This is a genomic window from Rubricoccus marinus, assembly GCF_002257665.1.
GTDB lineage: Bacteria > Bacteroidota > Rhodothermia > Rhodothermales > Rubricoccaceae > Rubricoccus > Rubricoccus marinus.
On record NZ_MQWB01000001.1, the window covers coordinates 1953177 to 1979038 of the forward strand.

Annotated in this window: 23 protein-coding genes; 11 read left to right on the forward strand and 12 right to left on the reverse strand. The window is 68.4% G+C overall.

The window, feature by feature from the left end; genetic code table 11:
* Positions 1–362: 362 nt before the first annotated feature.
* Together BSZ36_RS08185 and BSZ36_RS08190 are read left to right on the forward strand one after the other, a co-directional pair.
* Positions 363–827, forward strand: a complete 465-nt coding sequence (locus BSZ36_RS08185) for a hypothetical protein (protein WP_143536813.1) — start codon at positions 363–365, stop codon at positions 825–827.
* A 48-nt stretch (positions 828–875) separates the two neighbouring features.
* Complete coding sequence (locus BSZ36_RS08190; protein WP_143536814.1) at positions 876–1763, forward strand: esterase/lipase family protein; 888 nt, start codon at positions 876–878, stop codon at positions 1761–1763.
* A gap of 64 nt (positions 1764–1827) precedes the next feature.
* Here BSZ36_RS08190 and BSZ36_RS08195 read toward each other — a convergent pair whose 3' ends face one another.
* Positions 1828–2520: a SprT-like domain-containing protein gene (locus BSZ36_RS08195; protein WP_094547752.1), complete on the reverse strand. Its 693-nt coding sequence runs from the start codon at positions 2518–2520 to the stop codon at positions 1828–1830.
* A 111-nt stretch (positions 2521–2631) separates the two neighbouring features.
* On the opposite strand from BSZ36_RS08195, the gene BSZ36_RS08200 reads away from it, so the two are divergent.
* The 7 genes from BSZ36_RS08200 (at position 2632) to BSZ36_RS08230 (ending at position 10655) form a co-directional block, all read left to right on the forward strand.
* A complete protein-coding gene (locus BSZ36_RS08200; RefSeq protein WP_094547754.1) occupies positions 2632–3387 on the forward strand; it encodes a DUF481 domain-containing protein in 756 nt (251 codons plus the stop codon).
* Between the two features lie 149 nt (positions 3388–3536).
* On the forward strand, positions 3537–4415 hold the full coding sequence (locus BSZ36_RS08205) for an SDR family oxidoreductase (RefSeq protein ID WP_094547756.1): 879 nt from the start codon (positions 3537–3539) through the stop codon (positions 4413–4415).
* Between the two features lie 101 nt (positions 4416–4516).
* Positions 4517–6082 (forward strand): GMC oxidoreductase, encoded by a 1566-nt coding sequence (locus BSZ36_RS08210; protein WP_094547758.1) that lies wholly within the window; start codon positions 4517–4519, stop codon positions 6080–6082.
* Positions 6083–6122: 40 nt separating this feature from the next.
* The gene (locus tag BSZ36_RS08215; protein ID WP_094547760.1) at positions 6123–6692 is read left to right on the forward strand and encodes a CIA30 family protein; all 570 of its coding nucleotides are present in this window, start codon (positions 6123–6125) and stop codon (positions 6690–6692) included.
* Positions 6693–6881: 189 nt separating this feature from the next.
* On the forward strand, positions 6882–7307 hold the full coding sequence (locus BSZ36_RS08220; RefSeq protein WP_143536815.1) for a hypothetical protein: 426 nt from the start codon (positions 6882–6884) through the stop codon (positions 7305–7307).
* A 78-nt stretch (positions 7308–7385) separates the two neighbouring features.
* Complete coding sequence (locus BSZ36_RS08225; RefSeq protein WP_094547764.1) at positions 7386–9845, forward strand: S9 family peptidase; 2460 nt, start codon at positions 7386–7388, stop codon at positions 9843–9845.
* A 414-nt stretch (positions 9846–10259) separates the two neighbouring features.
* Entirely contained in the window at positions 10260–10655 is a 396-nt protein-coding gene (locus BSZ36_RS08230; RefSeq protein ID WP_094547766.1) for a hypothetical protein, read from the forward strand.
* 73 nt (positions 10656–10728) lie between these two features.
* Here the strand turns inward: BSZ36_RS08230 and BSZ36_RS18910 are convergent, their stop codons facing one another.
* From BSZ36_RS18910 to BSZ36_RS18915, 4 genes are all read right to left on the reverse strand, one after another.
* Entirely contained in the window at positions 10729–10929 is a 201-nt protein-coding gene (locus BSZ36_RS18910; RefSeq protein ID WP_143536816.1) for a hypothetical protein, read from the reverse strand.
* 23 nt (positions 10930–10952) lie between these two features.
* Positions 10953–11969 (reverse strand): polysaccharide lyase family 7 protein, encoded by a 1017-nt coding sequence (locus BSZ36_RS08235; protein WP_218827611.1) that lies wholly within the window; start codon positions 11967–11969, stop codon positions 10953–10955.
* Positions 11970–12289: 320 nt separating this feature from the next.
* Positions 12290–13489, reverse strand: a complete 1200-nt coding sequence (locus BSZ36_RS08240; protein WP_094547770.1) for a TIGR03862 family flavoprotein — start codon at positions 13487–13489, stop codon at positions 12290–12292.
* A 186-nt stretch (positions 13490–13675) separates the two neighbouring features.
* Complete coding sequence (locus BSZ36_RS18915) at positions 13676–14335, reverse strand: hypothetical protein (protein ID WP_143536817.1); 660 nt, start codon at positions 14333–14335, stop codon at positions 13676–13678.
* Between the two features lie 255 nt (positions 14336–14590).
* Here BSZ36_RS18915 and BSZ36_RS08245 point away from each other — a divergent pair, with 255 nt between their 5' ends.
* Complete coding sequence (locus BSZ36_RS08245; protein WP_094547772.1) at positions 14591–17836, forward strand: amidohydrolase family protein; 3246 nt, start codon at positions 14591–14593, stop codon at positions 17834–17836.
* Between the two features lie 133 nt (positions 17837–17969).
* Here BSZ36_RS08245 and BSZ36_RS08250 read toward each other — a convergent pair whose 3' ends face one another.
* Positions 17970–18665 carry a class I SAM-dependent methyltransferase gene (locus tag BSZ36_RS08250; RefSeq protein ID WP_094547774.1) on the reverse strand — a complete coding sequence of 232 codons (696 nt, stop codon included), beginning with the start codon at positions 18663–18665 and terminating at the stop codon, positions 17970–17972.
* Positions 18666–18856: 191 nt separating this feature from the next.
* On the opposite strand from BSZ36_RS08250, the gene BSZ36_RS08255 reads away from it, so the two are divergent.
* A complete protein-coding gene (locus BSZ36_RS08255; protein ID WP_094547776.1) occupies positions 18857–19078 on the forward strand; it encodes a hypothetical protein in 222 nt (73 codons plus the stop codon).
* Positions 19079–19290: 212 nt separating this feature from the next.
* On the opposite strand, the gene BSZ36_RS08260 is transcribed toward BSZ36_RS08255, so the two are convergent.
* From BSZ36_RS08260 to BSZ36_RS08285, 6 genes are all read right to left on the reverse strand, one after another.
* Positions 19291–21897 carry an ABC transporter permease gene (locus BSZ36_RS08260; RefSeq protein WP_094547778.1) on the reverse strand — a complete coding sequence of 869 codons (2607 nt, stop codon included), beginning with the start codon at positions 21895–21897 and terminating at the stop codon, positions 19291–19293.
* Positions 21898–22473 (reverse strand): hypothetical protein, encoded by a 576-nt coding sequence (locus BSZ36_RS08265; protein ID WP_094547780.1) that lies wholly within the window; start codon positions 22471–22473, stop codon positions 21898–21900.
* Between the two features lie 82 nt (positions 22474–22555).
* Positions 22556–22798: a hypothetical protein gene (locus BSZ36_RS08270; RefSeq protein WP_094547782.1), complete on the reverse strand. Its 243-nt coding sequence runs from the start codon at positions 22796–22798 to the stop codon at positions 22556–22558.
* 123 nt (positions 22799–22921) lie between these two features.
* The gene (locus BSZ36_RS08275) at positions 22922–23617 is read right to left on the reverse strand and encodes a Bax inhibitor-1/YccA family protein (protein ID WP_094547784.1); all 696 of its coding nucleotides are present in this window, start codon (positions 23615–23617) and stop codon (positions 22922–22924) included.
* A 28-nt stretch (positions 23618–23645) separates the two neighbouring features.
* Positions 23646–24881 carry an NAD(P)/FAD-dependent oxidoreductase gene (locus BSZ36_RS08280; RefSeq protein WP_179271091.1) on the reverse strand — a complete coding sequence of 412 codons (1236 nt, stop codon included), beginning with the start codon at positions 24879–24881 and terminating at the stop codon, positions 23646–23648.
* Entirely contained in the window at positions 24878–25858 is a 981-nt protein-coding gene (locus BSZ36_RS08285) for an MDR family oxidoreductase (RefSeq protein WP_094547788.1), read from the reverse strand. The genes BSZ36_RS08280 and BSZ36_RS08285 overlap by 4 nt, the downstream gene beginning before the upstream one ends.
* Between the last annotated feature and the right edge of the window lie 4 nt (positions 25859–25862).

Sequence of the window (25862 nt, forward strand, 5' to 3'; positions counted from 1 at the left end):
CCGTACGGGCGAAAGCGTCGCATGAGTAGAGAGGTGGCACCCGCGGCGGTGCTGCTCCCTCTCCACCTACGCCCCCTGTGATGCGCTCCCTCCTACTGGTCGGTTTTGTGCTGCTTTGCAGCGTCCCCGCTTCGGCCCAGATTCTGTCCTCGTCGCCCATCCGTCGGGCGCCTCAGCCTGCGGCGGCACCCACAGACGATGGACCCGAGATGGTCTGGAGGTACAGGCCGAGCGGAGGAACGTCGGCGGGCCTTTCAGGCCGGACGGGAAACCGCAGCGTTCTCGGACGCGCGCACGACGGCCTCGGAGGCGGTCCGATCTACGCGATCGAGATGGGCGAGCGGAACGACAAGCCCTGCTACATGAAGGTGTTTTACTCCTGGCAGAACGCTCAATACCGCGCGAGCAAGGAGTTCGACGTCTGTGGCTCTGCCGGCCCCACGTCTAGCAGCCGGGAGCGCATCGGCGCGGCCACGCCCGCGCAGGGCACCCGCATCCCGGCGCTGCGGAGCCTTCGCGTGTGCTCGAACGATCGAAACGGTGCCAACTACCGCGTAAAAGGGCTCCGCCTCGGCCGGGCGCGCGTGACCGAAAGCGGCGAAGGAAGCGTCCAAGCGCTCCCCGGCAACGACTACCTGCTCTCGCGCTCCAACTGCAGAGAGTGGGAGCAAACGCGAACGTGCCCGGCGAATCAGGTGATCATCGCGATTGACGTGCATTACACGCTCGAAAGCGGCCGAGGCGCCATCTCTGGCCTTACACCTCATTGCGGGGCGCCGTCGCACGAAGAGATGCAGAGCGATACGTGCCGCCCCGGCGGCTGTTAGACAAACGCCCTTGAGCGAACCGGCCTCTGGCGGCCGCGTACGCGGCCCATGCCGTCCCGACTCGCCAGAAGCCGAACCCGCCTCGCCAAGGGCGCCGAAGCCGTCGCCCGTAGGGCGGTGGAACTGGTGCCCGCACCTCAGCCACCCCTTACGCCCACGCGCTACCCGGTCGTGCTGCTGCACGGCTTCGGCGCGCTCGCGAACGTGCTGCAAGGCGGCGTGCTTCACCGCGAGGCGATGTACCTCCGCGCCAGAGGCATCCACGCCTACGCGCCGCACGCGAACCCGTACGACACTGTCGCCGTCCGCTCGGCCACGTGGGCGGAGCACCTGGAGCGCGCGATGGAGGAGACCGGCGCGGACAAACTCAACCTGATCGGTTTCTCGTCGGGCGGCTTGGACGCGCGCTGGCTGGCACGCGAGATGGGCTGGGCGGACCGCATCGCGTCGGTCGTGACGGTCTCGACGCCGCACCGGGGCACGGCGCTTGCGCAGTTCGTGCTGGACCGGCCCGAGCGGCTACGCTCGTGGGCCGTCGCGTTTATGGACTTCGTAGGCCGCGCCGCTTACGAGTTGGAGCCGCCGGACTCGTTCGGCGCGCTCCGCGAACTCACGCCGGAAACCGTCGCCGACCTCTTCCCGCCAGAGGAGACCATTCCGGGCGCGTGGTGCGCCTCCATCGTAGGCCGCGCGGGCAAGGGCACGGACGTCTCGATCACGCCGTCGCTCGCGCTCACAAACCGCATCCTCTACGCCGCGCAGGGCGTCAACGACGGCATCGTGCCGACTGACGGCGCCTGGTGGGGTGAGCGCCTGGAAACGCTCGACGCCGACCACGCGCGGCAGATCGGCATCGGGCTGTCCATCGGCTCCTCGTTCGACTCGCGGGCGTTTTTCCTTTCGATCTGCGAGCGCCTCCGCGAGCGCGGGCTCTAAGCCCCGGCCTCTGGCGAATCCCGGGCGCCTCTTGGAGAAACATCCGGCCTCTGGCGCCAGAGGCCTAGGAAGGGCGCGACCACCGCAGGGTGAAGCGGGGATCGAAACGTCCGCCCGCGTGCTGAGCGCAGCACGGGCCACAGGCCTGGGCGCGCGTAGGGCGGCGCGCACGGCGCGTCACCGTTCCGCACCCGGGGCAGGTGGCTTGCACGCCCGCCGTCCCGCCGTACGGTCCCGGTGTCTCGCCGCCCGGCCAGATCACGCGACCCGAAGCGCGGTGCACGACGTGGTGGTACGACGGTAGCCCCGCCTTCCGACAAGCCTTGCACCGGCGCGGGTGGACCGGCTGCCGGTACAGATCGCCAGAGGCCCCGCACGACGGACACGTAGAGGCGTATGGCGCGTCGGGGTTTTCCGGCACGTCGCCATCGAACAGGCGCTCCGGGGAGGCCCCGCACGCCACGGCGAGCGCCTGCCACGTCGCGTCGTGGTTGGTTCGGCCGCGTCGCTCCACGTCGATGGCGTGCGCGATCTCGTGGCGGAGCGTGTCCTCGATGTCCGCGGCCGAGAGCACCTTCGCCAGAGGCGCCGACAGCGTGATCCGCCTCTGGCGCGGGCGGCAGGCGCCGAGGCGGCGGCGCGCGCGGTCGAAGCCGAACGTCCAGCCGCGGGCTTGGAGCGGCTCGCCCAGAAGTTCGCGCCCGAGGCGGTCCATGAGCTGGTCTGCAAGGCGGGCGTGCGGGGAAGAAGCGGCCATCGGGGCGGGAGCGGGGCCGAGAACCTACGCGGCCTCTGGCGCGGGTGACCCCGGATCGCGCCAGAGGCCGTATTGAGGAGTAGCCTCCTGTCCTCCTCGTCCTGTTTCTCGATGCGCGTCCTCTTCGTTGTACTCCTCGCTGCCTTTGCTATGCCTACCCGGGCGCAGATCAACACGGAGCAGCTCCGAAAGCGGAACCAGGAAGGACTGCACCTCCAGTTGGACGCCGGGGGCGGCTACGCAGCGGGCAACACAGACTTTTTGCAGCTCTCCCTCGGAGCGCGGCTGGACGCGACCAAAGGGCGCGAGTCCGGCTTCGCCCTCGCCCGCTACACCCTCGCGGAGGCCAACGGCGACACCGACGTGAGCAACATGTTTGCGCACGTCCGCTACAACAGCAAGCTCACGCCGCTCGTCGTCGGCGAGGTGTTTGCCCAGGCCGAGCGCAATGCGCAGCAGTTGTTGGAGCACCGCTACCTCTTCGGAGGAGGCGTGCGGCTGGAGTTCGTGGAGACGGAAGCCGTCGGCGTGGCGCTCGGGACGACGCCGATGTTGGAGTTTGAGCAGCTCGCGCCAGAGGCCATGGAGGACCCCACGCAGGCGTTCCGCTGGAGCAACTACCTCGCGCTCCGGGTCGACGTGAGCGATACCGCCGAGGCGTTCAGCGTGGTGTACGCGCAGCCACGCCTGGAGGCGATCAGCGACTACCGCATCTTTTCCGAATCGCGGCTGGACCTGAAGGTGAGTGAGTACCTGAAGGTGCGCCTCCGCGGCTTGGTACGCTATGACAGCCAGCCACCGCTGGGCGTGGAGGAAACCGACGTCACCATCCTGACCGGCTTCGTGTTCAACAGCCAGGGATCCTGAGCACACTCGCGAATGGCCGCTACGCCGCGCCAGAGGCCTCTGGCGTGTAGTGTGATCCCTGAGAGTGTGTTGGAACAGGAATCTCTACGCGGAACGCGAAACCCCGTCTGGAAAGGCCGGGTTGGCGCCAAGAACACACGCAGAAGTCCATGTCAGACCTTTCGGGACGCGTCGCGCTTGTGACGGGCGCCTCCACAGGGATCGGCCGCGCTATCGCCATCGAGCTCGCTCGCCGCGGCGCGCGCGTCGCCATCAACTACCCGTTCGAGCGCGAGCGGGAAAACGCCGAAGAGACCCGCCGGCTCGCCCTCGCCGCAGCGGCGGAGGGCGCTGCGCTCCGCGAGCGCCAGAGGCCGAGCGGGAGCGTCCCAGGCGAGGGCAGCGCGGTCGCCGTGGGCTCGGAGCCGGGCGACGTCTGCTCGCTCGTCCGCGCGGACGTGACGCGAGAGGCCGAGATCGAGGCCATGTTCGAGCAGGTCGGCTCTTCATGCGGCACGATCGACATCCTGATCAACAACGCCGGCATCCAGATCGAGGAGCCGGCTTCGCACGAGACGACGGCGGAGCACTTCGACGCCGTTCTGGACGTCAACTTGCGCGGCACCTTTCTGTGCGCCCGCGAGTTCATCACTCAGGCGCTTGACGCCTCTGGCGGCGTGATCCTGAACGTCTCTAGCGTGCACCAGAAGATTCCACGGCCGCACTACCTCTCGTACGCGGTCTCGAAGTACGGCGTCCAGGCGATCACCGAAACGCTCGCGCTGGAGTACGCCGACCGCGGCATCCGCGTGGTCGCCATCGCGCCGGGCGCCACCCGCACGCCCATCCAGAGCTGGCTGCACGACGAGAAGGCGACGCAGGTCGTGGAAAGTCACATCCCGATGAAGCGGATCGCGGAGCCGGAAGAGATCGCGCGCATGGCCGCGTTCCTCGTCTCCGACGACGCCCGCTACGTCACCGGCCAGACCCTTTTCGCCGACGGCGGACTCACGCTCTACGCCGACTTCCAGGAGCCCTGGAGCGGCTGAGCTCGCCGGTTGCATCGAGGCCTCTGGCGCCAGCGGCCGTGGGGATCTGCGGCGGCCTGTTTCAAGTCTGCTTTCCCTCTCCTCCTCTCGTCCCCACTCTCTTGCACTACGACGTCTGCATCGTTGGCGCCGGCGTCGGAGGCGGCGCCCTCGCGCTGTCCCTTGCCGAGACCGGCAAAAAGATCCTGCTCCTGAACCGCCTGGGCTCGCTCCCGCGAGAGGCCGCCAACTGGGACCCCGAGGCGTTGTTCGTGGACGGGAAGTACAAGGCGGACGAGACCTGGACCGACGCCCAGACCGGCGAGACGTTTAACCCGGGCATGTGGTACTGGCTCGGCGGCAACACCAAGGTGTACGGCTCGGCCCTTCTTCGCCTCCGCCCCGAGGACTTCGAGGAATTACAGACGCTGGACGGCCTCTCTCCTGCCTGGCCTCTGGCGTACGAGGACCTCGCGCCGTACTACGACCGCGCCGAAGCGCTCTACCACGTGCACGGCAAGCGCGGCAGCGACCCGTTCGAGCCGCCGGCTCCCGGTGGCTTCCCCCACGGACCCATCGAACACGCGCCGCGAATCGCGGAGGTCGCCAGAGGCCTACAGGCCAGCGGCGTCCAGGCGTTCGAGCTACCGATGGGCGTCAAGATGAGCGAGGAGAACCCCGGGAGCGGGCCGTTTATCCTGCGCGAGACGTTCGAGGCCATGGGCCACGCGGCGTTCGATGGCTACCCGGACCTCCTGCACCTCAAGTGCGACGCCGAGGTAGCGACGGTCAAACCCGCCGCGGCGTTCGACAACGTCACGCTCGTGACCGGCGCCGACGTCACGCGGCTCGTCACCGACGCCAGCGGCCGGACGGTCACCGCCGTAGAGGCGACGGTGGAGGGCGAGGCGCAAACGTTTACCGCCGACACGTTCGCGCTGTGCGCGGGCGCGGTCAACTCGGCGGCGCTCCTGCTCCGCTCCGCGAGTGAGCAGCACCCGGAGGGCCTCGCGAACGCCTCTGGCGCCGTTGGCCGGCACTTCATGCGTCACGTGACCTCGAAGTTCTACACCGTTGCGAGCGGCACCCCCAACCCGACGCAGTTCCAGAAGACTCTCGCCGTCAACGACTTCTACTTCGGCGTCCCCGGCGACCCGGAATGGGAGAGCACGCCCCTCGGCCACATCCACCTGATGGGCAAGCACGCGTGGTGGCAGATCAAGCAAGACCTGGCCGAGGGCACGTTCTCCGACGACGAGCTCCGCCAGATCGCCGCGCACTCCGTCGACTGGTGGGTGCAGGGCGAAGACTTGCCTCTGGCGGAGAACCGTATCACCCTGGGACCGGATGGCGGCATCCAACTCGCCTACACCGAGACCAACCGCGCCGCTCAGGAAAAGCTGATGGACGTGCTGGAACAGGCCCTCCGCGCCAGCGGCTTCGACCGGTTTATCCGCGTGCCGATGCCGCTCGGCGTGGTCAACCACCAGTGCGGCACGTGCCGCATGGGCGAGGACCCGGCCACGAGCGTGGTCGACGTGACCGGCAAGGCGCACGATCTAGACAACCTCTACATCGCCGACGCGAGCGTTTTTCCTTCCTCCGGCGCCACGAACCCGACGCTTACCATCGTGGCCAACGCGCTTCGCGTGGCGGACCACCTCCGAGAGGCGTGCGGCCTGGCATAAAACTCCGCGGCCTCCGCCAGAGGCTAAAACCATCTGGCTTATGCGCGTTCTCTTCGTCGCCCTTCTCCTGGCCGCCTGTGCCAGCGATCCCGCCTCTGGCGCGCCAGAGGCCCTCCCCCCCGCTCCCATGACGCTGTTTGATTTCGACGCACCCGATGCCCCCACCTGGACTGTAGAGGACGACACCGTGATGGGCGGCCACTCCAACGGCCGCGTGGAGGTGTCGGGCGGCACGCTCCGCTTTACCGGCACGCTGGTCACGCGCGATGGCGGTTTCTCGCAAACGCGCGCCCAGAGACGTCTGGATCTGAGCGAGTACAGCGCCGTCGAGCTCCGCGTGCGCGGCGGCGGCCGCACGTTCCAGGTCGAGGTCCACGACGGTGCGCAGATCGACGGCAAGGACGTCGCACGCCGCGGCGACTTCCCGACAACCGAGGACTGGCAGACCGTCCGTGTCCCGTTCTCCAGCCTCGGCGCCACGGTCCACGGAGAGCCGGTCGAGGCCGAGCCTCTGGCGCTGGACGCTGTGGAGAGCGTCGCGCTGTACATCGCGGACGGACAGGACGGGCCGTTCGAGTTGGAGGTGGACTGGATCCGAGCAGCGGAGTAAGGCCGCCGACCACGCCCAGGGTGCCGTCCACACGCGGAGCGCAACGGTCTGGTGATCCAACGCCTGGCGGCATGAGATCGCCGCGCTTCGCTCGCGATGACACCCGTCTGGGTAGGGCGCCAACCTCTCGGAGCGGTTTGTGACGCGCCAGAGGCCGTTCCGTGGTAGGATTCGGCCTCTGGCGCCTGCGTGCCCTCTCCCGATGCGAGCCCTACGATGATCAAGAGCCTCACCCGCGCCACCGTCCCCATCCACCTCACAATCCTCGGTTGGGGCATCGCCGCGGCGGCCATCTTTGTGATCGCGCCGGAGTGGTACGACCTCAAGCTGGTCTCGCTGGCGCTGATCTTTTTTGGCTTCCTCTACGCCGTCGTGGCGGCCATGCTGCTGGTGCTCAAGCTGGGCCTGCCGGAGAGAATGAACGCCGCCGACGGCATGACGTGGGGCGAGATCGCGATGGCGGTGGGCGGAGCGGCGCTGCTCGCGGTGGTCGCGTTTTACGCCGGCGGGCTGCCAGGCCGCGCGATGGCGCTGGCAGGGCCTGCGGTCGGCGCGTTGTGCAGCGCCTTTGCCGTGGTGGCGCTGCGGCGCGCCACGCGCCGAGACGCGGCGTAGAGTCACCGGGCCTCTGGCGCCAGAGGCCTCTGGAGGCGGACGCGCGTTGTAGACTCCGGGGTCTCCCCATTGGCCCCGATGCTCCGCTTTCTCGCCCCCACCTTCGCGCTCCTGATCGCTCTGCCTCTGGCGGCGCAGGACGACCTCACCTACCAGCGGCCCGCGCCTGAACTGGCCGCGCTCGTGGACGCGCCGCGGACGCCCGCCGTCAGCCTCAGCCCCGACCGCTCGACCATGGCGCTGCTGGAGCGGAGCGGGGCGCCGTCGGTCGCCGAGTTGTCGCAGCCCGAGATCGGGCTCGCGGGCAGCCGCGTGAACCCGCGCACCAATGGCCCCTCGCGCGCGAACGGCTACACGGGCGTCGCGCTCCAAGCCGTGATGGGCGGCGAGGCGCGCACGGTCTCGGGCCTGCCGCCCCAGGCCACGTTCCGCTCCGCCGAGTGGAGCCCCGACGGGCGGCACCTCGCGATGCTGACCGACTTCGACGACCGCATCGAACTCTGGACCGTCGACGTGGCGAGCGCCAGCGGCCGACGGCTCCTGGCGACGCCCGTCAACGACGCCGCGCCGGGCTCGACGTTCGAGTGGCTGCCGTCGAGTGATGCGCTCGTCGTGCGGACCGTGCCCGAGGGGCGCGCGCCTCTGGCGCAAGAGGCGAGGGTCCCGACCGGACCCGTGGTGCAACAGAGCGACGGCGAGGCCGCGCCTGCGCGGACGTACCAGGACCTTCTCGCGAGCCCGCAGGACGAGGCGCTGTTCGACCATTACATGACCTCGCGCCTGATGGTCGTGGGGCTGGACGGGAGCACCCAGCGCTTCGGCCCCGATGCGGTCTACACCAGCCTCTCCCCCTCCCCGGACGGACGGTTGCTGATGACCGAGACCCGCCAGAGGCCGTATTCGTACTTGGTGCCGTGGTACCGTTTCCCCGTCCGCGTCGAGGTCTGGGACGTGGCCTCTGGCGAAAGCGTGCACGTGGCGGCGGAGAACCCGCTGGCGGAGCGCGTGCCCATCGCGTTCGGCTCGGTCCCGACAGGCCCCCGCTCGTTCGGGTGGCGCGCGGACGTGCCCGCGACGCTCGTGTGGACCGAGGCGCAGGACGGCGGCGACGCGAGTGCTCCCGCCGAGGTGCGCGATCAGGTCTACACCCACGCCGCGCCGTTCGCGGGCGAGCCCACGCCGCTCGTGACGCTCCCGCTCCGCTACGGCGGCATCACGTGGGGCGATGAGGACACCGCGATCGTGGAGGAGTCGATGTGGAGCGACCGGACGCGGCGCGCCTACGTGGTCGACCCGTCGCAGAGCGACGCCAAGCGCGAGCTGTTCACCGTCTCGTTCGAGGACCGCTACAACGACCCCGGCCGCCCCATGACCGAGGCCACGCCGACGGGTGCGCGCGTGCTCACGCTCGACGGAGACGCCACCTTCTGGACCGGCCAGGGCGCTTCCGCCGAGGGCAACCGGCCGTTCGTCGTCCGCCGCGACCTCGCCTCTGGCGAGACCCAAGAGGTCTTCCGTTCCGAGGCGCCGTACTACGAGTCCCCCGTCGCCTTTCTCGACGCTAGAGGCCAAACCCTCATGACGCGGCGCGAGACCGTGACCGAGCCGCCGAACTACCGCGTGCGCAACCTGGCCTCTGGCGAGAGCCGCGCCGTGACGGCGTTCCCGCACCCGTACCCAGAGCTGGCGAACATCCAGAAGGAGACCATCGAGTACGAGCGCGCCGACGGCGTGCCGCTGAGCGCCACGCTCTACCTCCCCGCGGGATATGACGCCGAGCGCGACGGCCCGCTGCCCACCCTCGTCTGGGCCTACCCGACCGAGTTCAAGAGCGCCGACGCGGCCGGACAGCGGTCCGACAGCCCGTACCAGTTCACGTACGTCAGCTACTGGGGCGCCGTCCCCTTCGTCACGCGGGGCTACGCCGTCCTGGACGACGCCTCCTTCCCGGTGGTCGGCGAGGGCGACGACCAGCCCAACGACACCTTCCGCGAGCAACTCGTCATGAACGCCCAGGCGGCCATCGACGCGGGCGTCGCCAGAGGCGTCACGGACCCGGACCGCGTGGCGGTCGGCGGGCACTCCTACGGCGCGTTCATGGTCGGCAACCTCCTCGCGCACTCCGATCTCTTCGCGGCGGGCATCGCACGAAGCGGCGCCTACAACCGCACGCTCACGCCGTTCGGCTTCCAGCGCGAGGAGCGCACCTTCTGGGACGACCCGATGCTCTACTTCGGCATGAGCCCATTCATGCACGCCGAGAAGATCGACGAGCCGATCCTGATGATCCACGGCCAGGCCGACAACAACCCGGGCACGTTCACCATCCAGTCCGAACGCCTCTACGGCGCCATCAAGGGCCTGGGCGGGACCGCGCGCCTCGTCCTGCTCCCGGCCGAGAGCCACGGCTACTCCGCCCGCGAATCCCTCTTGCACATGCTCTGGGAGGAGGACCAGTGGCTGGAGACGTACGTCAAGAACGCTCCCTCGCCAGAGGCCTCTGGCGGCGATGCGTCCCCCTCGGACGCGGGCCGCTAATCCAGAGCACTCGTCTGGGTCTGTGCCTCGCGGAAGCGTGCGTTCGCTGATCGTCTCGCACGCGACCGCCCCGCCCACCACTCGTCATTCCCGCGAAGGCGGGAATCCAGGGTACCGGGGAATCTTACCCGTTGGCCTGAGAAGCGCCGGACGCGCGCGAGTGGCTGCCATCTTCGCCTTCTTCCCTCCCTGCATGCCAGAGGCCTCTGGCGCCTGCGTTGCTCGTCACTCTGGATTCCCGCGTTCGCGGGAATGACGCGGTTGGAGGGTCGCGAGATGCGACACCGCAGCCCCGCGCTGAGAGGGGGACTGAACACGAGTCAATCCACGCGTGACGCACGGGCAAGCCGTGCAGCCTCTGGCATCCCCTCGCCACACCCAACGCCTCCGGAGCCAGAGGCCTCACCCAACACCATGGCCCGCTCTCCCCTCTCCGCCCTCGCGGCCTTTTCGGTCCCGGTCCACCTCAACATCTTCGGGTGGGGCATGGCCGCTGCGGTGGGCTATGCGCTCGCGCCAGAGGCCTTCGCCTCCCCGGTCGTGGGCATCGGGATGGTCCTGTTCGGGTTTCTGTTTGGCGTCGTGGCGGTGACGCTGCTGATTATCCGTGTGGGCGCGGAGGAGCAGGCGCGACAGGTAAAGCAGATGTCGTGGGGGGCGATCTCGCTGGCGCTCCTCGGCGCGGTGCTCCTTCAGGCCGTCGCGATCCGGACCACCGGGACGCTGGCGCTCGGAGCCGCAGTGGCGGCGCTCGCCGTGGGTGTTCTGGTCGGCCTGCTCAGCGTCAGGAGCTTGAGGCGCGACACGTAGCGCTTGCCCTTGCATCGCCAGAGGCCTCTGGCGTTGCACGGTGTAGCACCATGCACCCGGCTCTCCTACAGCGTCACCCCGCGGGAAGCGAAGCGACGAGGGGTCTCAACTCGGTCCCCCGCGCCACGAGAACGGTCGCGCCGGACTGAACCTCCATATCGAGATCCCTCGGCTGCGCTCGGGATGACGTTGTAGGCGCCGCTGCGTACGGCTGCGTCCTTCCGCCAGAGGCCTCTGGCGAGACCCGGCGCATCGAGAGGGGGATCGTCTCCATACGATGAGCGCGTCTCTCAGACGTCAGCGCGGGACCGCCGGGCCGGCCGTGCCCGACCGGAACCAGACCTCGGCGTAGCTGCCTCTCGCGTACTGCTCGTCCACGCGGCCTCCATAGGTCTCGGAGCCTGTGTTCCAGACCATGTTGTCTTTGGGGTTCTTCCCATTGGCCTGGTTGTAGGCGCCCTGCTTGAAGTACTGAAGCTCGCCCGCGTAGGCCGTTGGACGCTCGGTTCCGTCCTGGCCTGTCGACGCAAAGACCGAGAGCACCTGCTGAGGCACATCCGAAGGCGCCGAATACTCAGACGCTATCAGGCTCTTCGCGAACGTCTTGACCTCGTGCCCCTCGCGCCGGAACGACACGTGCATCACTCCATCCGTCACGTTGATCTCGTAGCTGAACTCCTCGCCCAGAGCCAGCCCGTCTTGGGGCTCGTCGGGGTAGTCGTCCGGGCTGGACCCTACGACGGAGAAATCGTGCCCCCAGACCGGAATCGAGACGTCCCACCGTTCGGAGTTGTCCCCCTCGGTGTTGATCTCGTAGTTCCAGAACACCGACCCGTTCTCGTGGCCTGGAAACTTCTTGTAGTAGATCTTGATGGGCTCGTTCTCATGGCCTTCGGAGCTATGAATCTGCCCCACGACGACAGAGAACGCAGCCGGAACCCGGGCATCGCCCGTCGTCGAGACGTGCATCACTTTGAGCGTGCCCTCTAGCCTGCCGCCGACCTCCGGCACCCACTCTGGAAGATGCCGTAGCTCGGTTCGCGTGTTGGACGAGTTCGGTGTTGTGCCTCCAGAGTTCGGTGTTTTGTACACCACCCAGTCGGCGTCGTCGCAGGCGGTGTAGAAGTAGCGCTCGTCCTCGAAGCCCAGCAGGTCCTCGACGGTCTCGCCCGAGCCAAGCGTGATTTTCCACGTGTCCAGCGCCGGCATGACATCGCTCGGGACCTCAGGGCACGCCCGCGCAGCGCGTTCCGACTCGCCAACCCCGGCGACTCTGGTGCAGGCACCGAGCCCCAGCGCGATCGCCAGTGACACGGCGAGAGTTGTTCTGGACATATCGAACGGCACCCTGACCGCGTGTGTGGTGACTGACGGGTCCCCCGCTCTGTGATCGTGTGGAGGCCCGGATCGTCAACGTACGCGGTAGGCGTTCGGCGTGGCAACGGTGCAGATGGGTCCCGCCAGAGGCCTCTGGCGCCACAACGCCCAAACTCCCCAAACGGGTGTCATCGCGAGGAGCCCGTTCGGTTAGCGCTCAGGACAGGCTCCGCGACGCAGAGATCCCCTCCCTCAGCGCTCGGCTGCACGAGATCGCGTCGCTCGCGCTCGCAATGACACCTGTTTGGATAGAGGGGCTACGCTCCCGCCTCCACACCCAGGTCCGCCAGCGCCTGCAGCGCCGCCGCGCGGCCGGTCGCGAGGCAGCCCGTGATGAGCCAGCCGCCCGTCGGCGCCTCCCAGTCCAGCATCTCGCCAGCGGCGTAAACGCAGTCGTGGTCCTTCAGCCGGAACCCGTCCAGCGCGCTGAACCGGAGGCCGCCAGAGGTCGAGATCGCGTCGTCCATCGGCATGAGGCCGGCGTGGTTGATGGGGAGCGCTTTGATGGTGCTCGCGAGGTCCGAGCCAAACGGGCGGCCGAACTCGTTGAGGAGCGCCGCGCGCGCGCCTTCGATGCGCAGCGCTTTGCGCAGTCGGGTCGCGAGGCTCTGCTTCGGGCTCAGCCCGGCCAGACGCTCCCGGATGGCCTCTGGCGAGAGGTCGGGGAGCAGGTCCACCGCCAGAGGCGCGCCCTCGCGGACGGCGCGGCTGACGCTGTAGATGCCGCCGCCTTCGAGGCCGGTGGCCGCGATCACGGCCTCGCCGCGGCTGCTGAGCTCGCCCGCGTGCCACGCGACGCCCTTGATGGGGGCACCGTGCCATCGCGCCATGTGCGCGGACCACTCCACCCGTAGCCCGACGTTGGCCGCCCCGAACGGCGCGACCCGGTCCGGGAAGCGCGCCGCCCACGCGCCGTCGCTGCCCAGCCGGCGCCAACTCGCGCCGCCCATCGCGAGAATCGTCACGTCGGCGCGGATCTCCTGCGGACCCTCTGGCGTGTCGAAGAGGGATCGCCCGTCGCGCCAGCCGGTCCACCGCCACCGCGTCCGGAGTTGCACGCCGCGAGCGTCCAGCCGCCCCAGCCACGCGCGCAGCAGCGGCGACGCCTTCATCGCGACCGGGAAGACGCGGCCCGTGGAGCCGACGAACACCTCCTGGCCCAGGCCTGTGGCCCACTGCGTGACCTCTGGCAGGCCGAACGCGGAGATCGCGCGCGCGAAGGCGGGCGAGACGGCGCCGTACGTCTGGGTGAAGCGGTCGTCTTCTTTCGTGAGGTTGAGGCCGGACTTGCCCGCCATCAGGAATTTGCGAGCGGGCGTCGGCATCTGGTCTGCGACGACGACCGAGACGCCCGCTTCGGATAGTACCTCGGCGGCCATCAGCCCGGCCGGCCCCGCTCCGATGACGAGCGCCCGGATATCCGTCCGGTGGGGGTCGCTCTGGGGTCGTGTCGTCATGGTCGGGACAAGGGCGGACGGCAGGCTACGCCACCGCGGGTCTCATCCCTCTGAAGTTTGGACCCGAGTTGTAGCCTCTGGCGCCAGAGGCCTCTGGCGGTGGGCGCGCTGGGGTTCTCAGGCCGATTGCGGGCTCCGCAAGAGAGGAGGCCGCGCCATTGGATTACATCGCGCCAGGATGCTTTACTAGCCGCCCGAAAAAAACGCTTGTATCCGTTCTGTAAACCCAAAAACGCTTCCTCGCTTGACTGATGTTGCCACTGTCACTACTGGATGGCTGGAAACCGGGACGTACCACTCGTATGAGTCAGCGGCGGAAGGGTCTTGCCGCCAAGACCAATACCTTTCACGTATCAGAACATGAACGTCAGATTTTGTTTCTATAATTTTAACTGGTATGAAATCTGGGCCGAAGCAATCATTCGTATTCAAAACATCACAATGGTAGGCAAACGACACACCATCAGCCTCAACCACCCCATAAGCACCCCATCCATCTACAGAGTCAAACAAGCTAAATTCACTAGCCTTATGAGGAAAGAAATCAGGATATTCTGCCCTTGCTTTCTCTAAAATCTGATCATGCAAAGCGTAAGAATACTCGATTGTCGATCTGGTATACAACGCCACCTGAGGATCATACTGGTGATCAAGCCGGGCCTGATACACAGACCCAATCAAGTCGTCTTCACTTTGCCACATATGCCATGAGCCAATCGAAAGAGCCGAACAACTCATCATCGACAATATCACCCCTGTCACACCAATAGAAACAAATGAGAATACCAGGCGCCTCCAAAACCAGGCAGCCTCCATAAAGCGAGCAACAGAACGAATACTATTCATGACTAAAGAATCTTCGCATTGAGCGATTTTTCGTTGGAATTAGCACCGTACGCGCCTCTAGCGTTGCAACGAGGCGGGCCATGTGCCGCCCAGATCGAAAGGAGTAACGATCTCGCAAGAGGAATTCAAAGCGTGCAGCATACGTCATGGTCTCTCCTACCTGTACGGACACGAGTGAATTCGGTCCTACCAGAGGCCTCTGGCGCACCCGTCGCGCGTCCGTGGTAGAATCCGGGCGTCTCCCCCGCCCCGCCGATGCTCCGCCTCACCGCTCTCCTCGCCCTCACCCTCCTCGCCTCTGGCGCCAGAGGCCAAGACGACGCCCCCAAGTGGGACGTAAGCGCCGCCCACGGCCCCACGAGCACCGTCGCCTTCGAAACAAGCGAAGGCACTTGGATGAGCATCGACGTGAGCCCCGACGGGCGCACCCTCGTCTTCGATCTCCTCGGCGACCTCTACACGCTGCCTCTGGCGGGCGGCACGGCCACGCGCATTACCAGCGGCGCCGCCTACGACGTGCAGCCGCGGTGGTCGCCCGACGGCTCGCGCATCTCGTTCACATCCGACCGCTCCGGCGGCGACAACATCTGGACGATGGACGCCAGAGGCCAGGACATGCAGCAGGTCACGGACGAGAGCTTCCGCCTGCTCAATAACGCCGTCTGGACGCCCGACGGCGACTACCTCATCGCGCGGAAGCACTTCACGGCCACGCGCTCGCTTGGCGCGGGCGAGATGTGGATGTACCACCGGACGGGCGGCAGCGGCCTCCAACTGACAGAGCGCCCCAACGACCAGCAGGACGCCGGCGAGCCCGCCGTCTCCCCGGACGGCCGCTATGTCTACTTCTCGCAGGATGTGACGCCCGGGCCCTTCTTCGAGTACAACAAGGACCCCAACGGCGGCATCTACGCCATCAAGCGGCTGGACCGCGAGACGGGCGAGATCGAAACCATCCTCGGCGGGACCGGCGGCGCCGCGCGTCCTGAGCCCTCCCCCGATGGCCGCCACCTCGCCTTCGTGCGGCGCGTCCGCAACGAGAGCGTCCTCTTCGTCTACGACACCGTAACCGGCGCGCAGCGCCCGCTCTGGGACGGCCTCTCGCCCGATCAGCAGGAGACGTGGGCCGTCTTCGGCGTCTACCCCGGCTTCGCATGGCTGCCCGACGCCAGCGCCCTCGTCGTCTGGGCGCAGGGCGGCCTCTGGCGCGTCGATGCCCAAACCGGCACGCCCACGCCGATCCCCTTTACCGCCGAGGTGGAGCAGACCGTGACCGAGGCCGTGCGCTTCCCCGTGGACGTGGCGCCAGAGGTCTTCGACGTCAAGATGCTCCGCGACGCCGCGACCTCGCCTGACGGCCGCACGCTCGTCTTCAGCGCCGTCGGCCGCCTCTGGCGCAAGGTAGGAGACCGCGAGCCGCAGGCGATCCCCACCGGCGAGGGCTTCGCCTTCGACCCCGACTTCTCCCCCGACGGACGCCAGATGGTCTTCGCGACGTGGAGCGACGAGGCCTTCGGCCAGATCCACGTCCTGAACACCGCCTCTGGCGCGATCCGCACGCTCCCCCTGGAGCCCGGCCACTACGCCACGCCGCGCTTCTCGCCCGACGGCCAGATGATCGTCTACGCCCGCGAAGGCGGCAACAGCATGCGCGGGCCGCTCAACGGACTCCGCACCGGCCTGTACATGACGGCCGCCTCTGGCGAGGGCGAGCCGCAGATGATCGTGGACCACGGCCGCGAGCCTCGCTTCACGCCCGACGCGCGCATGGACGGAGGTCGCGCCAGAGGCCGCATCACGTTCCTGGACGGCGGCGGCCTCAACAAGACCTTCCGCTCGGTCGACCTCGACGGCAGCGACGAGCGCACGCACTTCACGCTCAAGTACCCGACCACGGTCGTCCCCAGCCCCGACGGACGGTGGGTCGCCTTTAACGAGGCCTTCAACGTCTACGTTGCGCCCTTCGCCCTCACCGGTGCGGAGTACGACCTGAACAAAGACACCGAGGCTGTCCCCGTCTCCCGCCTCTCGCGCGACGCCGGGACCGACCTCCACTGGACCGACAACACGACGCTCCGCTGGCTCATCGGCCCCGAGGTCTACACCCGCTCCCTCTCCGACGCCTTCGCGTTCGTGGACGGCGCGCCCGCTTCCCTGCCGAAGCCGGATTCCGTCGGCGTGCCCGTCGGCCTGCGGCTCCCGCACGACGCGCCCAATGGTGCCATCGCGATCACCGGCGCACGCATCCTCACGATGGACGGCGACCGCGTGATCGAGAACGGCACGGTCGTCGTGACCGGCAACCGCATCACCGCCGTCGGCGAAGCAGGCGAGGTCACGGTCCCCTCTGGCGCCGAGGTCATCGACGGCCGCAACCACACCATTATGCCGGGCATCGTGGACGTGCACGCCCACGCGGGCCACTTCAACGGCGGGCCGGTCCCGCAGACCGTCTGGCAGTACTACGCCAACCTCGCCTACGGCGTCACGACCGCGCACGACCCGAGCGCAACGACCGAGACGGTCTTCACGATGGCCGAGATGGTCAAAAGCGGCGACCTCGTCGGCCCACGCATCTTCTCCACCGGCACGATCCTCTACGGCGCCGACGGCGACTTCCGCGCGACCGTCAACTCCCTGGACGACGCGTACTCCCACATCCGGCGCATGAAGGCGACCGGCGCCATCTCGGTCAAGAGCTACAACCAGCCGCGCCGCGACCAGCGCCAGCAGATCCTCAAGGCCGCCCGCGACCTGGAGATGATGGTCGTCCCCGAGGGAGGGAGCACGTTCTACCACAACATGAACATGGTCATCGACGGCCACACCGGCATCGAGCACGCCGTGCCCGTCGCGCCGCTGCACAACGACGTGCAGAGCCTCTGGCGCGCGACCGAGGTCGCGTACACGCCCACGCTCGTCGTCGGCTACGGCGGCCTGTGGGGCGAGAACTACTGGTACGCCAAGACCAACGTCTGGGAGGACGGCCGCCTGCTCACGTTCACGCCGCGCACGCTCGTCGACGCCGTGAGCCGCCGCCGCACGCTCGTGCCCGACGACGAGTACTGGCACGTCACGCTCGCGGAGCAGACCAAAACGCTGACCGACCTCGGCGTGGGCGTCCAGCTCGGCGCGCACGGCCAGATGCAGGGGCTCGCCGCGCATTGGGAGCTCCGGATGTTCGGTCAAGGCGGGATGACCAACATGGAAGCCCTCCGCGCCGCCACGCTCAACGGCGCCGAGTACATCGGCCTCGACGGCGACCTCGGCTCGGTCGAGACCGGCAAGCTCGCCGACCTCATCATCCTCTCGGCCGACCCCTCGGCCGACCTCGCCAACATCTCGGAGATCCGCTACGTCATGGCCAACGGCCGCCTCTACAACGCCGACACGATGGACCTGGTCGCGCCAGAGGCCACGCCCCGCCCGCCCTTCTGGTTCGAGAAAGACGGTTCCTCCGACGGCGACGTGTGGCAGGGCTGGACGCGCCACACCGACTGAGCCTCTGGCGCCAGAGGCCTGTCGCTTTGGGCCAGCGCAGGCTAGAGCGCGGTGAGGTCCTCGCGTCCATGCAGGTTTGCCTGTGTGGACGCGTCCGTTGTTGTGCGCAGCACGGCGCCAGAGGCCTCTGGGATCACGGCCGCCGTGACAGCCATGCGTGGAGGAGGCCCGCCTGGAACACCTGCACCGGCGTCTCAAACCCGCCCGACCTGAGAATGGCGGTCACCTCCGAAGGATGCAGGACCGCAACATCCTTCGCGTACGCCTTCCGGGAGCGCTCCACCTGTTCGGCGGACACGTCCGCGCCGGCCATGAGGGTCAGCCATGCGCGAAGGAGCACGTCGAAGGCGTCCGAGCCTGCCCCCCTGGCCAGATCCGAACTCGCCAGAAGCCCGCCCGGCCGAAGCCTTTCCGCGATGCCGCGGAAGAACCCCGATCGCGCCTCGCGGTCGAGGATGAACTGAGACACCAGGAAGCACGTCGCGGCATCGTGAGCGTCCTCGGTGGGAAGCGAGTCGAGGTAGCCCTGATGGAACACACACCGGGAGGCGAAGCCTTCGCGCTCAGCCCGCTGGCGGCACACGTCGAGCATCGTGCCGGAGGGCTCTACCGCCGTGAACCGCCAGGCCGGAAAGCTCCGAGCGAGGTACGCCAGTTCCACCCCCGTTCCGACCCCGACGCACAGAACGCGGGCGTTGGTCGGGAGCCCGACAAAGGCGGTTTTCACGAGCAGGTACAGCGCGTCGCGGAGCGGCGCCATCCCTTCCCACTGGGCGTCGTAGCCCTTGGCCTGCTTGTCGAACACGGCCACGAGTTCGTCCTTTCGCATCGAGTCTCTGAGGGGCTGAGTGAGCGGAAGTAAAGCCACACATCGTCTACTCGTTTAGCAGAAGCATGCGGCCTCTGGCAAGGGATAGCGGACCAACCTAGCGCCCCGGCTCCAGAGGCCAAACGGATCGGAGGCGGAGCTTTCGGAGCGACGGCGCGTGTACGCCTTTCCTCTCTCCCCCACCCTCTCTCATGAACAACCTCTTTCGCGGACTCATCGCCGGCTACGGCGCCAAAAAGCTCGGCGGCGGCTGCTTCTCTACCGTCCTCATTTTCGTGCTCCTCTGGGTTCTCCTCGGCCAGTGCGGCGCGACCTATGACCCGAACGATTACCCGCAGGACGTGCCGGCAACGGTCTCCGTCGAGACGGCTCCAGCGGCCGCCCCGGCCACGGCTCTCGCGCCTGCCCAATAGGGCGTACTACCCCAAAGGTGTCCTCGCGAGCGCAGCGCGGCGATCTCGTGACGCCGAGTCGCGAGGCCGCTGTGCTTGCCGTGACGACGAGCACAACGGGTACTAGGCGATCCACGACGAACGGCCTCTGGCGCGCGCCAGAGGCCGACTTTTAGGTAGCAGCGGTGACGCGCTCACCACGCGTCCCACTCTGCTGCCTCTGGCGCCAGAGGCTACTCCTCGCGCATCGCGAGCGCGGGGTCGGCGCGGCCCATCGCCCAGGCGGGGTAGATGCCAGCCAGAAGCGCGGCCACGACGGCCAGCGCGACGGCCTGAACGAGGATCCAGGGATCGACCGTGAACGCGAGCGTCCAGCCGAAGGACCGGACGTTGACGACGTAGACGAGCACCCAGGCCAGCGAGAGCCCGAGCGGGAGGGCGAGCGCGCCCGCCCAGAGGCCCATGAGCCCGGTCTGCGCGAACACCATCCGCGCGACCTCGCGCCGCGTCATGCCCTGCGCGCGCAGCATGGCCAGTTCGCGCTTGCGCTCCAGTTGCAGCGCCATGAGCGCCGAGAGCACGCCCACGAATGCCACGAGGACGGCCAATAGCCGCAGCACGTTCGTCACCACGAACGTCTGGTCGAAGATCTCCAGGCTCGCCTCGCGCAACGACCGGTTGCTGCGCACGACGAGCCTCTGGCGCCCCTCGCTCGCCGCCTTCGCGCGCTCCGTGAGTTCCTCGGGGTCGACGCCAGAGGCCGCCGTCAACGCGAGGCCCGAAAGTCCGGGGTCGCGGTAGGACTGGAGAAACGTCTGCTCGTCCATCATCACCACGCCGAGGTCGTTGCCGTAATCGTAGTAGATGCCGGAGATGGGGTAGGCGCGCTCGCCCTCGTCGGTCGGCAGGCGGAGCGTGTCGCCCACGCCCACGTCGAAGCGGAACGCGAAGGGCTCGCTGACCGCCACCTCGCCTCTGGCGGCGGCCTCGGCCACGCCAGAGGCCGTCCCGGCTTTGTAGCGGTAGATCCCGGCGCGCTGGCCGTCGATGTTGGTGACAACGAGATCGATAGGACCGCCGTCGGTGTCGAGTTGCTGCGTGCGCACGCCGTCAGCGCGGGCGACGCCGTCGAGCGCGATCAGGTCCTGCGTCACTGACGGATCCAGGAATCCGCCGCCGCGGCGGAAGACGGTCGCAGGAGGCTGGATGTAGACATCGGCCTGGAGGACCGAGCCCAGCCAGTCCCCGACCGTCGCGCGAAACGACGACACCATCACGCCCACGCCGACCGTGCTCGCCACGGCGACGGCGAGGGCCGCGACGGCGATGGCGGTCCGGCTCAGGCTCGCGTTGATGCCTCTGGCGGCCATACGCCCCACGGGCCCGAAGATCCGCGCGAGCGCGCCAGAGGCCGCGTTGGAGAACAGCCGCGTGGCCCACGGCGCCGCGAGGGCCGCGCCGACGATCACGAAGAGGAGCCCGACGTACGCCAGCGCCACACCTGCGGGAATCAGGAACACGACGACGCCGAGAAGCGCTGAGCCCAGCCCGGCCAGCGCCAGAAGCCCGGCGCGGTCGGCCAGGTTGTCCTCTTGCTGCGAGCGGCGGAGCGCGCTCGCGGGCGCGACCGACGCGGCCTCCCAGCCCGGCCCGAGCGCGCCGAGCGCGGACGACCCCAGCCCGAGCGCGACGCCCTTGGCGAGGCTCCACGGATCGAGCGAGAGATCGCGCACGCGCACGACGAAATAGAGGTCACCGATAGTCTGCGTCACGAGCCGCACGAGCCCGGTCCCGAGGAGAACACCGAGCCCAAGACCGATAACGGTCCCGACGGCGCCGACCACGAGCGCCTCGCCGATCACGAGCCGAAACACCTCGCGCCGCGTAACCCCCAGCGCGCGGTACGTGCCCAGCAGCTGCCGCCGCTGCACGACCGAGAACGTGATCGTGTTGTAGATCAGGAACAGCCCCACGACGAGCGCGAGCAGGCTCAGCGCGGTGAGGTTGAGCCGGAACGCCGCCGTCATCGTTTCCAGCGCGTCCGCTTGCGCCGATGCGGGCCGCACCTCCAACCCCTCCGGGAGGTCTGCCTCAATCTCCGCCAGCAGCGCCTCGCCTCTGGCGTCATCCGGGATCAGCAGGTCGATTCGCGACAGGCGGTTTGTGGTACCGGGTACGAGGTACGGGGTACCGCTTAGCGGCTCGGCCTCGCCAGTACCCTGTACCTCGTACCCCGTACCTCCCTGCCATTCCTGCGCCGTCGCCACGTCCACCACGAGGAGGTTCTGGATCGCGCGGCGCGAGCGGTCGTCCTCTGGCGTGAGCACCCCGAGCACGACCGCCATCTCCTCGCGCCCATCGACTCGGAGCGGGAGCGAGTCGCCTACCGCCACGCCCAGTTCCTCCGCCGTACCGGCCGAGAGCAATGTGCCACCAGAGGTCGTGAGCAGGCCCGGCAGGTCCACGCCAGAGGCCCCTTGCGGCGCGATAAACGGCCGGAAGTCGGACTCGGCGAAGAGATCCACGCCGAACACCTGCAGCACACGCTGGGAGTCGGCTTCGGGCCGCGCGTAGCCCTCCACGACCGGCGCGGCCTGGACGCCTCTGGCGACGGTCAGTTCGCGGTACAGGTCGCCAGGGACGCCGCCGGGACCGCCCACCACGACGTGCGTCGCGCGGCCGCTCAGACTCTCGGACGACAGGCGGAAAGCCTTCGTCGCGCTCGCATTCGCGAGGTCGACCGCCACCACGACGGCCACGCCCAGCGCGACGCCCACCAGGGAAAGCGCCGTGAGCCACGGGTGACGGAACAGGTAACGGCGGCTGCTTCGGGCGAGCATCTAATTGGTACGGAGGCGGCTCGCCAGAGGCACGAGGTCGGCGTAGGCCTCTGGCGCGAGACGCCAGACGGGGCCATCGGGCTGTGAGACGACGGCGACGCCATCGGGACGCTCTTGGAGGAATAGCGTGCGCCCGGAGTCGTCCACGAAGACGAAAGTGATAACGGCGGTGTAGTTGGCCTGCACGTCGGCGGGGGTCATGTCGCGGTATGTGCCGGCGCCTTCCAGCGGCGCGAACCGGGCCAGCCAGGCGTCGATGGCCTCTGGCGACGCCGCGCCCGCGTCGATGCCCTCGCGGACATCCATCCGGTCTAGGTTGACATCGTAAGCGCCCTCCGCACTCTCGACGGTTACGACGCCGACCTGCCCGACTTCGACAAAGACGACCTCGTTGGGGCCTGCTTCGCGCGTGGGCGCCGCCTCAGGCCCAGCGATGTCCCCGATGCGGGGCGGCACGGCGCCCGTTGCGGTCTCGTTGCTCGTGACTTCCACGTCGCCGGTCGCCGGCGCCTCTGGCGCGGGATCGGAGCCACAGGCTGCGAGCAGCAGCAGGGCGAAAGGCAAGAGGTATCGCATCGGTCAGGTCCGGAGAGTCGTGGCCCGGTGAGACGAGCCCCGCGTGACCGGGGTCCCGGCCTTCTCTCCCCTCGCCAGAGGCTCACACGAGCCCCACGAGTTGGCCGATGCCGTACAGCGTAAAGCCGCTGGCGAGCAGGACGTGAAGCCCCAGTCCCAGCCGGTACATCAGCGGGACCGTCCGCCAGCGGCCCTGGGTCAGGTTGCCTTCGATCACGACAAACGCGAGCCGCGCGAACAGCACCAGACCGAGCGGGAGCGTGAGACCGGTAGCGATGAGCAGCACGAACGCGAGGCCGGCCAGCAGCACGAACGACAGGCCCATGAGAAGGCCTCGGAGGGTGACGGTCTTTGAAGTAATGTCCAGAGAGGTGGAGGCAGGCCGCGAACAAAACGTGCCCCGCCAGAGGCCTCTGGCGGGGCACGGAGCTATGCGCGAACGGGCGGCTTAGTCGCGCGACATGAAGAGGCGCAGCACGTACCAGAACATCAGCGCGACCGACGCGAACAGCGCAAGAGCGGCGCCGACGTAGCGATCCTCCGGGTAGTGGTGGATGATGTTCGAGGTGTCGTAGAGAATCGCCGCTCCTGCGAGGCCGATCATCAAAACCGAGAACCACGTGCCGAGCGAAAACCCGAACAGCACAGCCGATACGATGGCGACGATCGCGAGGATAAAAGCCCACTTCAGGATGCCTCCAAGGAACGAGAAGTCCTTGCGCGTCCAGAACGCGATGCCGGTAAGCCCCGCGAGGCCCAAAATGGTGACCCAGGCGGCGTCGTTGATCAGCTCCATTCCGCTGTTCGTGTAGTACATCGCCATGAACAGCAGCGGGACGAAGATGATGGCCTCCGCCAAGACGAACGCCCCGAGCGCCGCGTACTGCGCAGCTTTCGATTCCGCCGTCATCGCCGCGCGGCTGGCGAACCAGCTCACGGCCACAAAGCCTCCGAGCACGAGCAACCAGCTCACACTCGTCATCGCTTCTGCCATGGGCTGAGCGATACCCGAGGCAAAAAAGGCGTACTCGATCGCGACGAACAGCAAAATCGCGCCGATGAGGTGGGTGTAGGTCCGAAGGATGAAGTCGGCCCGCGTGCTGGCGTCTCGCTCCGCGACGGGGACCCGGTAGGTCGTTTCCATGAGGTGTGGGGGTGGGTGTTTGGGGATTCTACGCCCGCTGGGCGCGGAGGTCCCCGCCGGAGGCGGAGGGTGCGGCGGCCTCTGGCGCTGCGTCAAAACGGCGAACGTCGAAAAGGTCGGCGGCGGGATCTTGATCGCCGAGCGTGCGCCGAGCGAGGAGGCGGCCAAAACGCGCCGAGTACCCCATCCCGTGCCCCGTGAACCCACTCGCGACGACCGCGCCTGGGATCTCGGGCACGTCGGCGACGAACGGGAGTCCGTCGGGTGAGAAGCCCATCGTGCCGCTCCACCGCTGCTCCACCTCTGGCGTGCCCGCGGCAGGAAAGTGAGCGGCGAGGTACGCCTCCAGATCGCCTTGAAGCGCCGTCGTGGCGTCCTCGTAGCCTACCTCGGCATCGCGGTGGAGGTGGCGCGCGCCCCCCAGGAGGAGCCGCCCGTCCTGCCTCTGGCGGAGGTAGTAGTAGCCGTCGTGGCTGTACACGGGCACGTCCAGAATCGGCGCCAGAGGCGCCGTCGCAAGCATCTGGGCGCGCACTGGCCGCACGAGATCCGCGAAGGCCGGCAGGACGCGCGGGAGGTACGCGTTCAGGCACACGACGGCACGCTCGGCGCGGACCTCGCCCCGGGCCGTCTGCACCGCCACGCCACCGCCTCTGGCGGCAAGCCCGGTCATGGGCGAGCGGTCCAGCACTGTCGCGCCTGAGGCCCGCGCGAGGTAGCGCACGTAGGCGGCCGGGTCAAGCGTGCCGCCGGTTTCGACCCAGAGCCCACCGCGAAAGCCTCTGGCGCCAGAGGCCGCGAGGCGTTTGTGGAGCGCGTCGGGCGGGAGCCACTCGGTGCCCTCCAGAACGTCCGCCTGGCGTTGCAGCATCGTGGCTTCGTCGTCGTCGCCAGCGGCGATAAGGCTGCCGGTCCACGTCAGGCCGAACGCATCGCCGTCCATCTCGCGGATGGCGTCGGCGTTCTCGTGGGTGAAGCGCCAGAGGCGACCAGCACGCTCGCGCTCTGCGGCGTTTGTGCTTCCCGGGTCGGCCCCCGGTGCGCCGAGCAGGACGAAGCCCGCGTTTCGGCCGCTGGCGCCAAACGCGAGGTGCTCCGCCTCCACGATCACAAGGCGGAGCGTCGGATCGGCCTCGTGCAGCGCCCACGCCGTGGCGCACCCGATGGCGCCGCCACCCACGATGACGACGTCGGCCTCTGGCGCCAGAGGCGCAGAAGACCCGGCTGTTGGCGCCAGAGGCTCTTGCCAGACCGACCGGGTCACAGTTCGACGACGACGCGCCCGAGCGTCTCGCCGGCGACGATCTTCTCTGCCCATGCGGGCACGTCGTCCAAGCGGATCACGGTCTTCTCCACGTCGTCCAGCGCGCCGCTGGCGACGGCGTTGGCGAGGAGGTTCCAGGCGACGCGTCGGGTGTCCAACGTTGCCGTGTTGGAGTCGATGCCCTGCAGCGCGACGCCGCGGAGGATGAACGGGAAAACCGTCGTGGAGAGCACGTGCCCGCCCGCGAGGCCACAGGCCGCGATGCACGCGTGGCGCTTGGCGGTGGCGAGGATCGTTTCGAGCGTGGTCCCACCGACCGAGTCCACGGCGCCGGCCCACGTCGCCGCGCCCATAGGGTTGTCAGGTGGCGTCGCGAGCGCTTCGCGCCCGAGGATCTCGGCGGCACCCAGGCTCCGCAGATAGTTGTGCGCGCTCTCAGTCCCCGTCACGGCGTGCACTTCGAATCCGTCGGCAGCCAGCAGCGCGACGGCGACCGAGCCCACGCCGCCAGAGGCGCCCGTGACCACGATCGGCCCATCCTCTGGCGAGACCTCGCCGTCGCGGATTGCGAGCACGCTCAGCGCGGCCGTGAAGCCGGCGGTGCCCATCCACATCGCGATCTCTGGCGAGAGGTTCTTCGGCATCGCGACCAGGTGCTCGGCACTTGCGCGGGCGCGCTCCGCGTAGCCGCCCCAGCGGTTCTCGCCGGTTCCCCACCCCGTCAGGATCACGCGGTCGCCCGGGCTCCAGTCGCCAGAGGCGGACTCGGCGACGGTCCCGGCGAGGTCGATGCCGGGCACGAACGGGAACTCGCCGCGCACGATCTTGCCCGTGTTGGTGACGGCCAGGCCGTCCTTGTAGTTCAGGCTGGAGTGCGAGACGTCGATCAGGACATCGCCCTCGGGGAGGTCGGTTTCGGGAACGTCAGTGATCTCGACGCGGTGGTCGGGATCGCGGCGGATGAGGAGTGCGCGCATGGGC

Bases quoted from the DNA above. Each gene is read 5' to 3' on its own strand.
- BSZ36_RS08185 (WP_143536813.1), top strand. From the start codon at position 363: ATGAAGGTGTTTTACTCCTGGCAGAACGCTCAATACCGCGCGAGCAAG.
- BSZ36_RS08190 (WP_143536814.1), top strand. From the start codon at position 876: ATGCCGTCCCGACTCGCCAGAAGCCGAACCCGCCTCGCCAAGGGCGCC.
- BSZ36_RS08195 (WP_094547752.1), bottom strand. From the start codon at position 2,520: ATGGCCGCTTCTTCCCCGCACGCCCGCCTTGCAGACCAGCTCATGGAC.
- BSZ36_RS08200 (WP_094547754.1), top strand. From the start codon at position 2,632: ATGCGCGTCCTCTTCGTTGTACTCCTCGCTGCCTTTGCTATGCCTACC.
- BSZ36_RS08205 (WP_094547756.1), top strand. From the start codon at position 3,537: ATGTCAGACCTTTCGGGACGCGTCGCGCTTGTGACGGGCGCCTCCACA.
- BSZ36_RS08215 (WP_094547760.1), top strand. From the start codon at position 6,123: ATGCGCGTTCTCTTCGTCGCCCTTCTCCTGGCCGCCTGTGCCAGCGAT.
- BSZ36_RS08225 (WP_094547764.1), top strand. From the start codon at position 7,386: ATGCTCCGCTTTCTCGCCCCCACCTTCGCGCTCCTGATCGCTCTGCCT.
- BSZ36_RS08230 (WP_094547766.1), top strand. From the start codon at position 10,260: ATGGCCCGCTCTCCCCTCTCCGCCCTCGCGGCCTTTTCGGTCCCGGTC.
- BSZ36_RS18910 (WP_143536816.1), bottom strand. From the start codon at position 10,929: ATGGAGACGATCCCCCTCTCGATGCGCCGGGTCTCGCCAGAGGCCTCT.
- BSZ36_RS08240 (WP_094547770.1), bottom strand. From the start codon at position 13,489: ATGACGACACGACCCCAGAGCGACCCCCACCGGACGGATATCCGGGCG.
- BSZ36_RS18915 (WP_143536817.1), bottom strand. From the start codon at position 14,335: ATGAATAGTATTCGTTCTGTTGCTCGCTTTATGGAGGCTGCCTGGTTT.
- BSZ36_RS08245 (WP_094547772.1), top strand. From the start codon at position 14,591: ATGCTCCGCCTCACCGCTCTCCTCGCCCTCACCCTCCTCGCCTCTGGC.
- BSZ36_RS08250 (WP_094547774.1), bottom strand. From the start codon at position 18,665: ATGCGAAAGGACGAACTCGTGGCCGTGTTCGACAAGCAGGCCAAGGGC.
- BSZ36_RS08255 (WP_094547776.1), top strand. From the start codon at position 18,857: ATGAACAACCTCTTTCGCGGACTCATCGCCGGCTACGGCGCCAAAAAG.
- BSZ36_RS08260 (WP_094547778.1), bottom strand. From the start codon at position 21,897: ATGCTCGCCCGAAGCAGCCGCCGTTACCTGTTCCGTCACCCGTGGCTC.
- BSZ36_RS08265 (WP_094547780.1), bottom strand. From the start codon at position 22,473: ATGCGATACCTCTTGCCTTTCGCCCTGCTGCTGCTCGCAGCCTGTGGC.
- BSZ36_RS08270 (WP_094547782.1), bottom strand. From the start codon at position 22,798: ATGGGCCTGTCGTTCGTGCTGCTGGCCGGCCTCGCGTTCGTGCTGCTC.
- BSZ36_RS08275 (WP_094547784.1), bottom strand. From the start codon at position 23,617: ATGGAAACGACCTACCGGGTCCCCGTCGCGGAGCGAGACGCCAGCACG.
- BSZ36_RS08285 (WP_094547788.1), bottom strand. From the start codon at position 25,858: ATGCGCGCACTCCTCATCCGCCGCGATCCCGACCACCGCGTCGAGATC.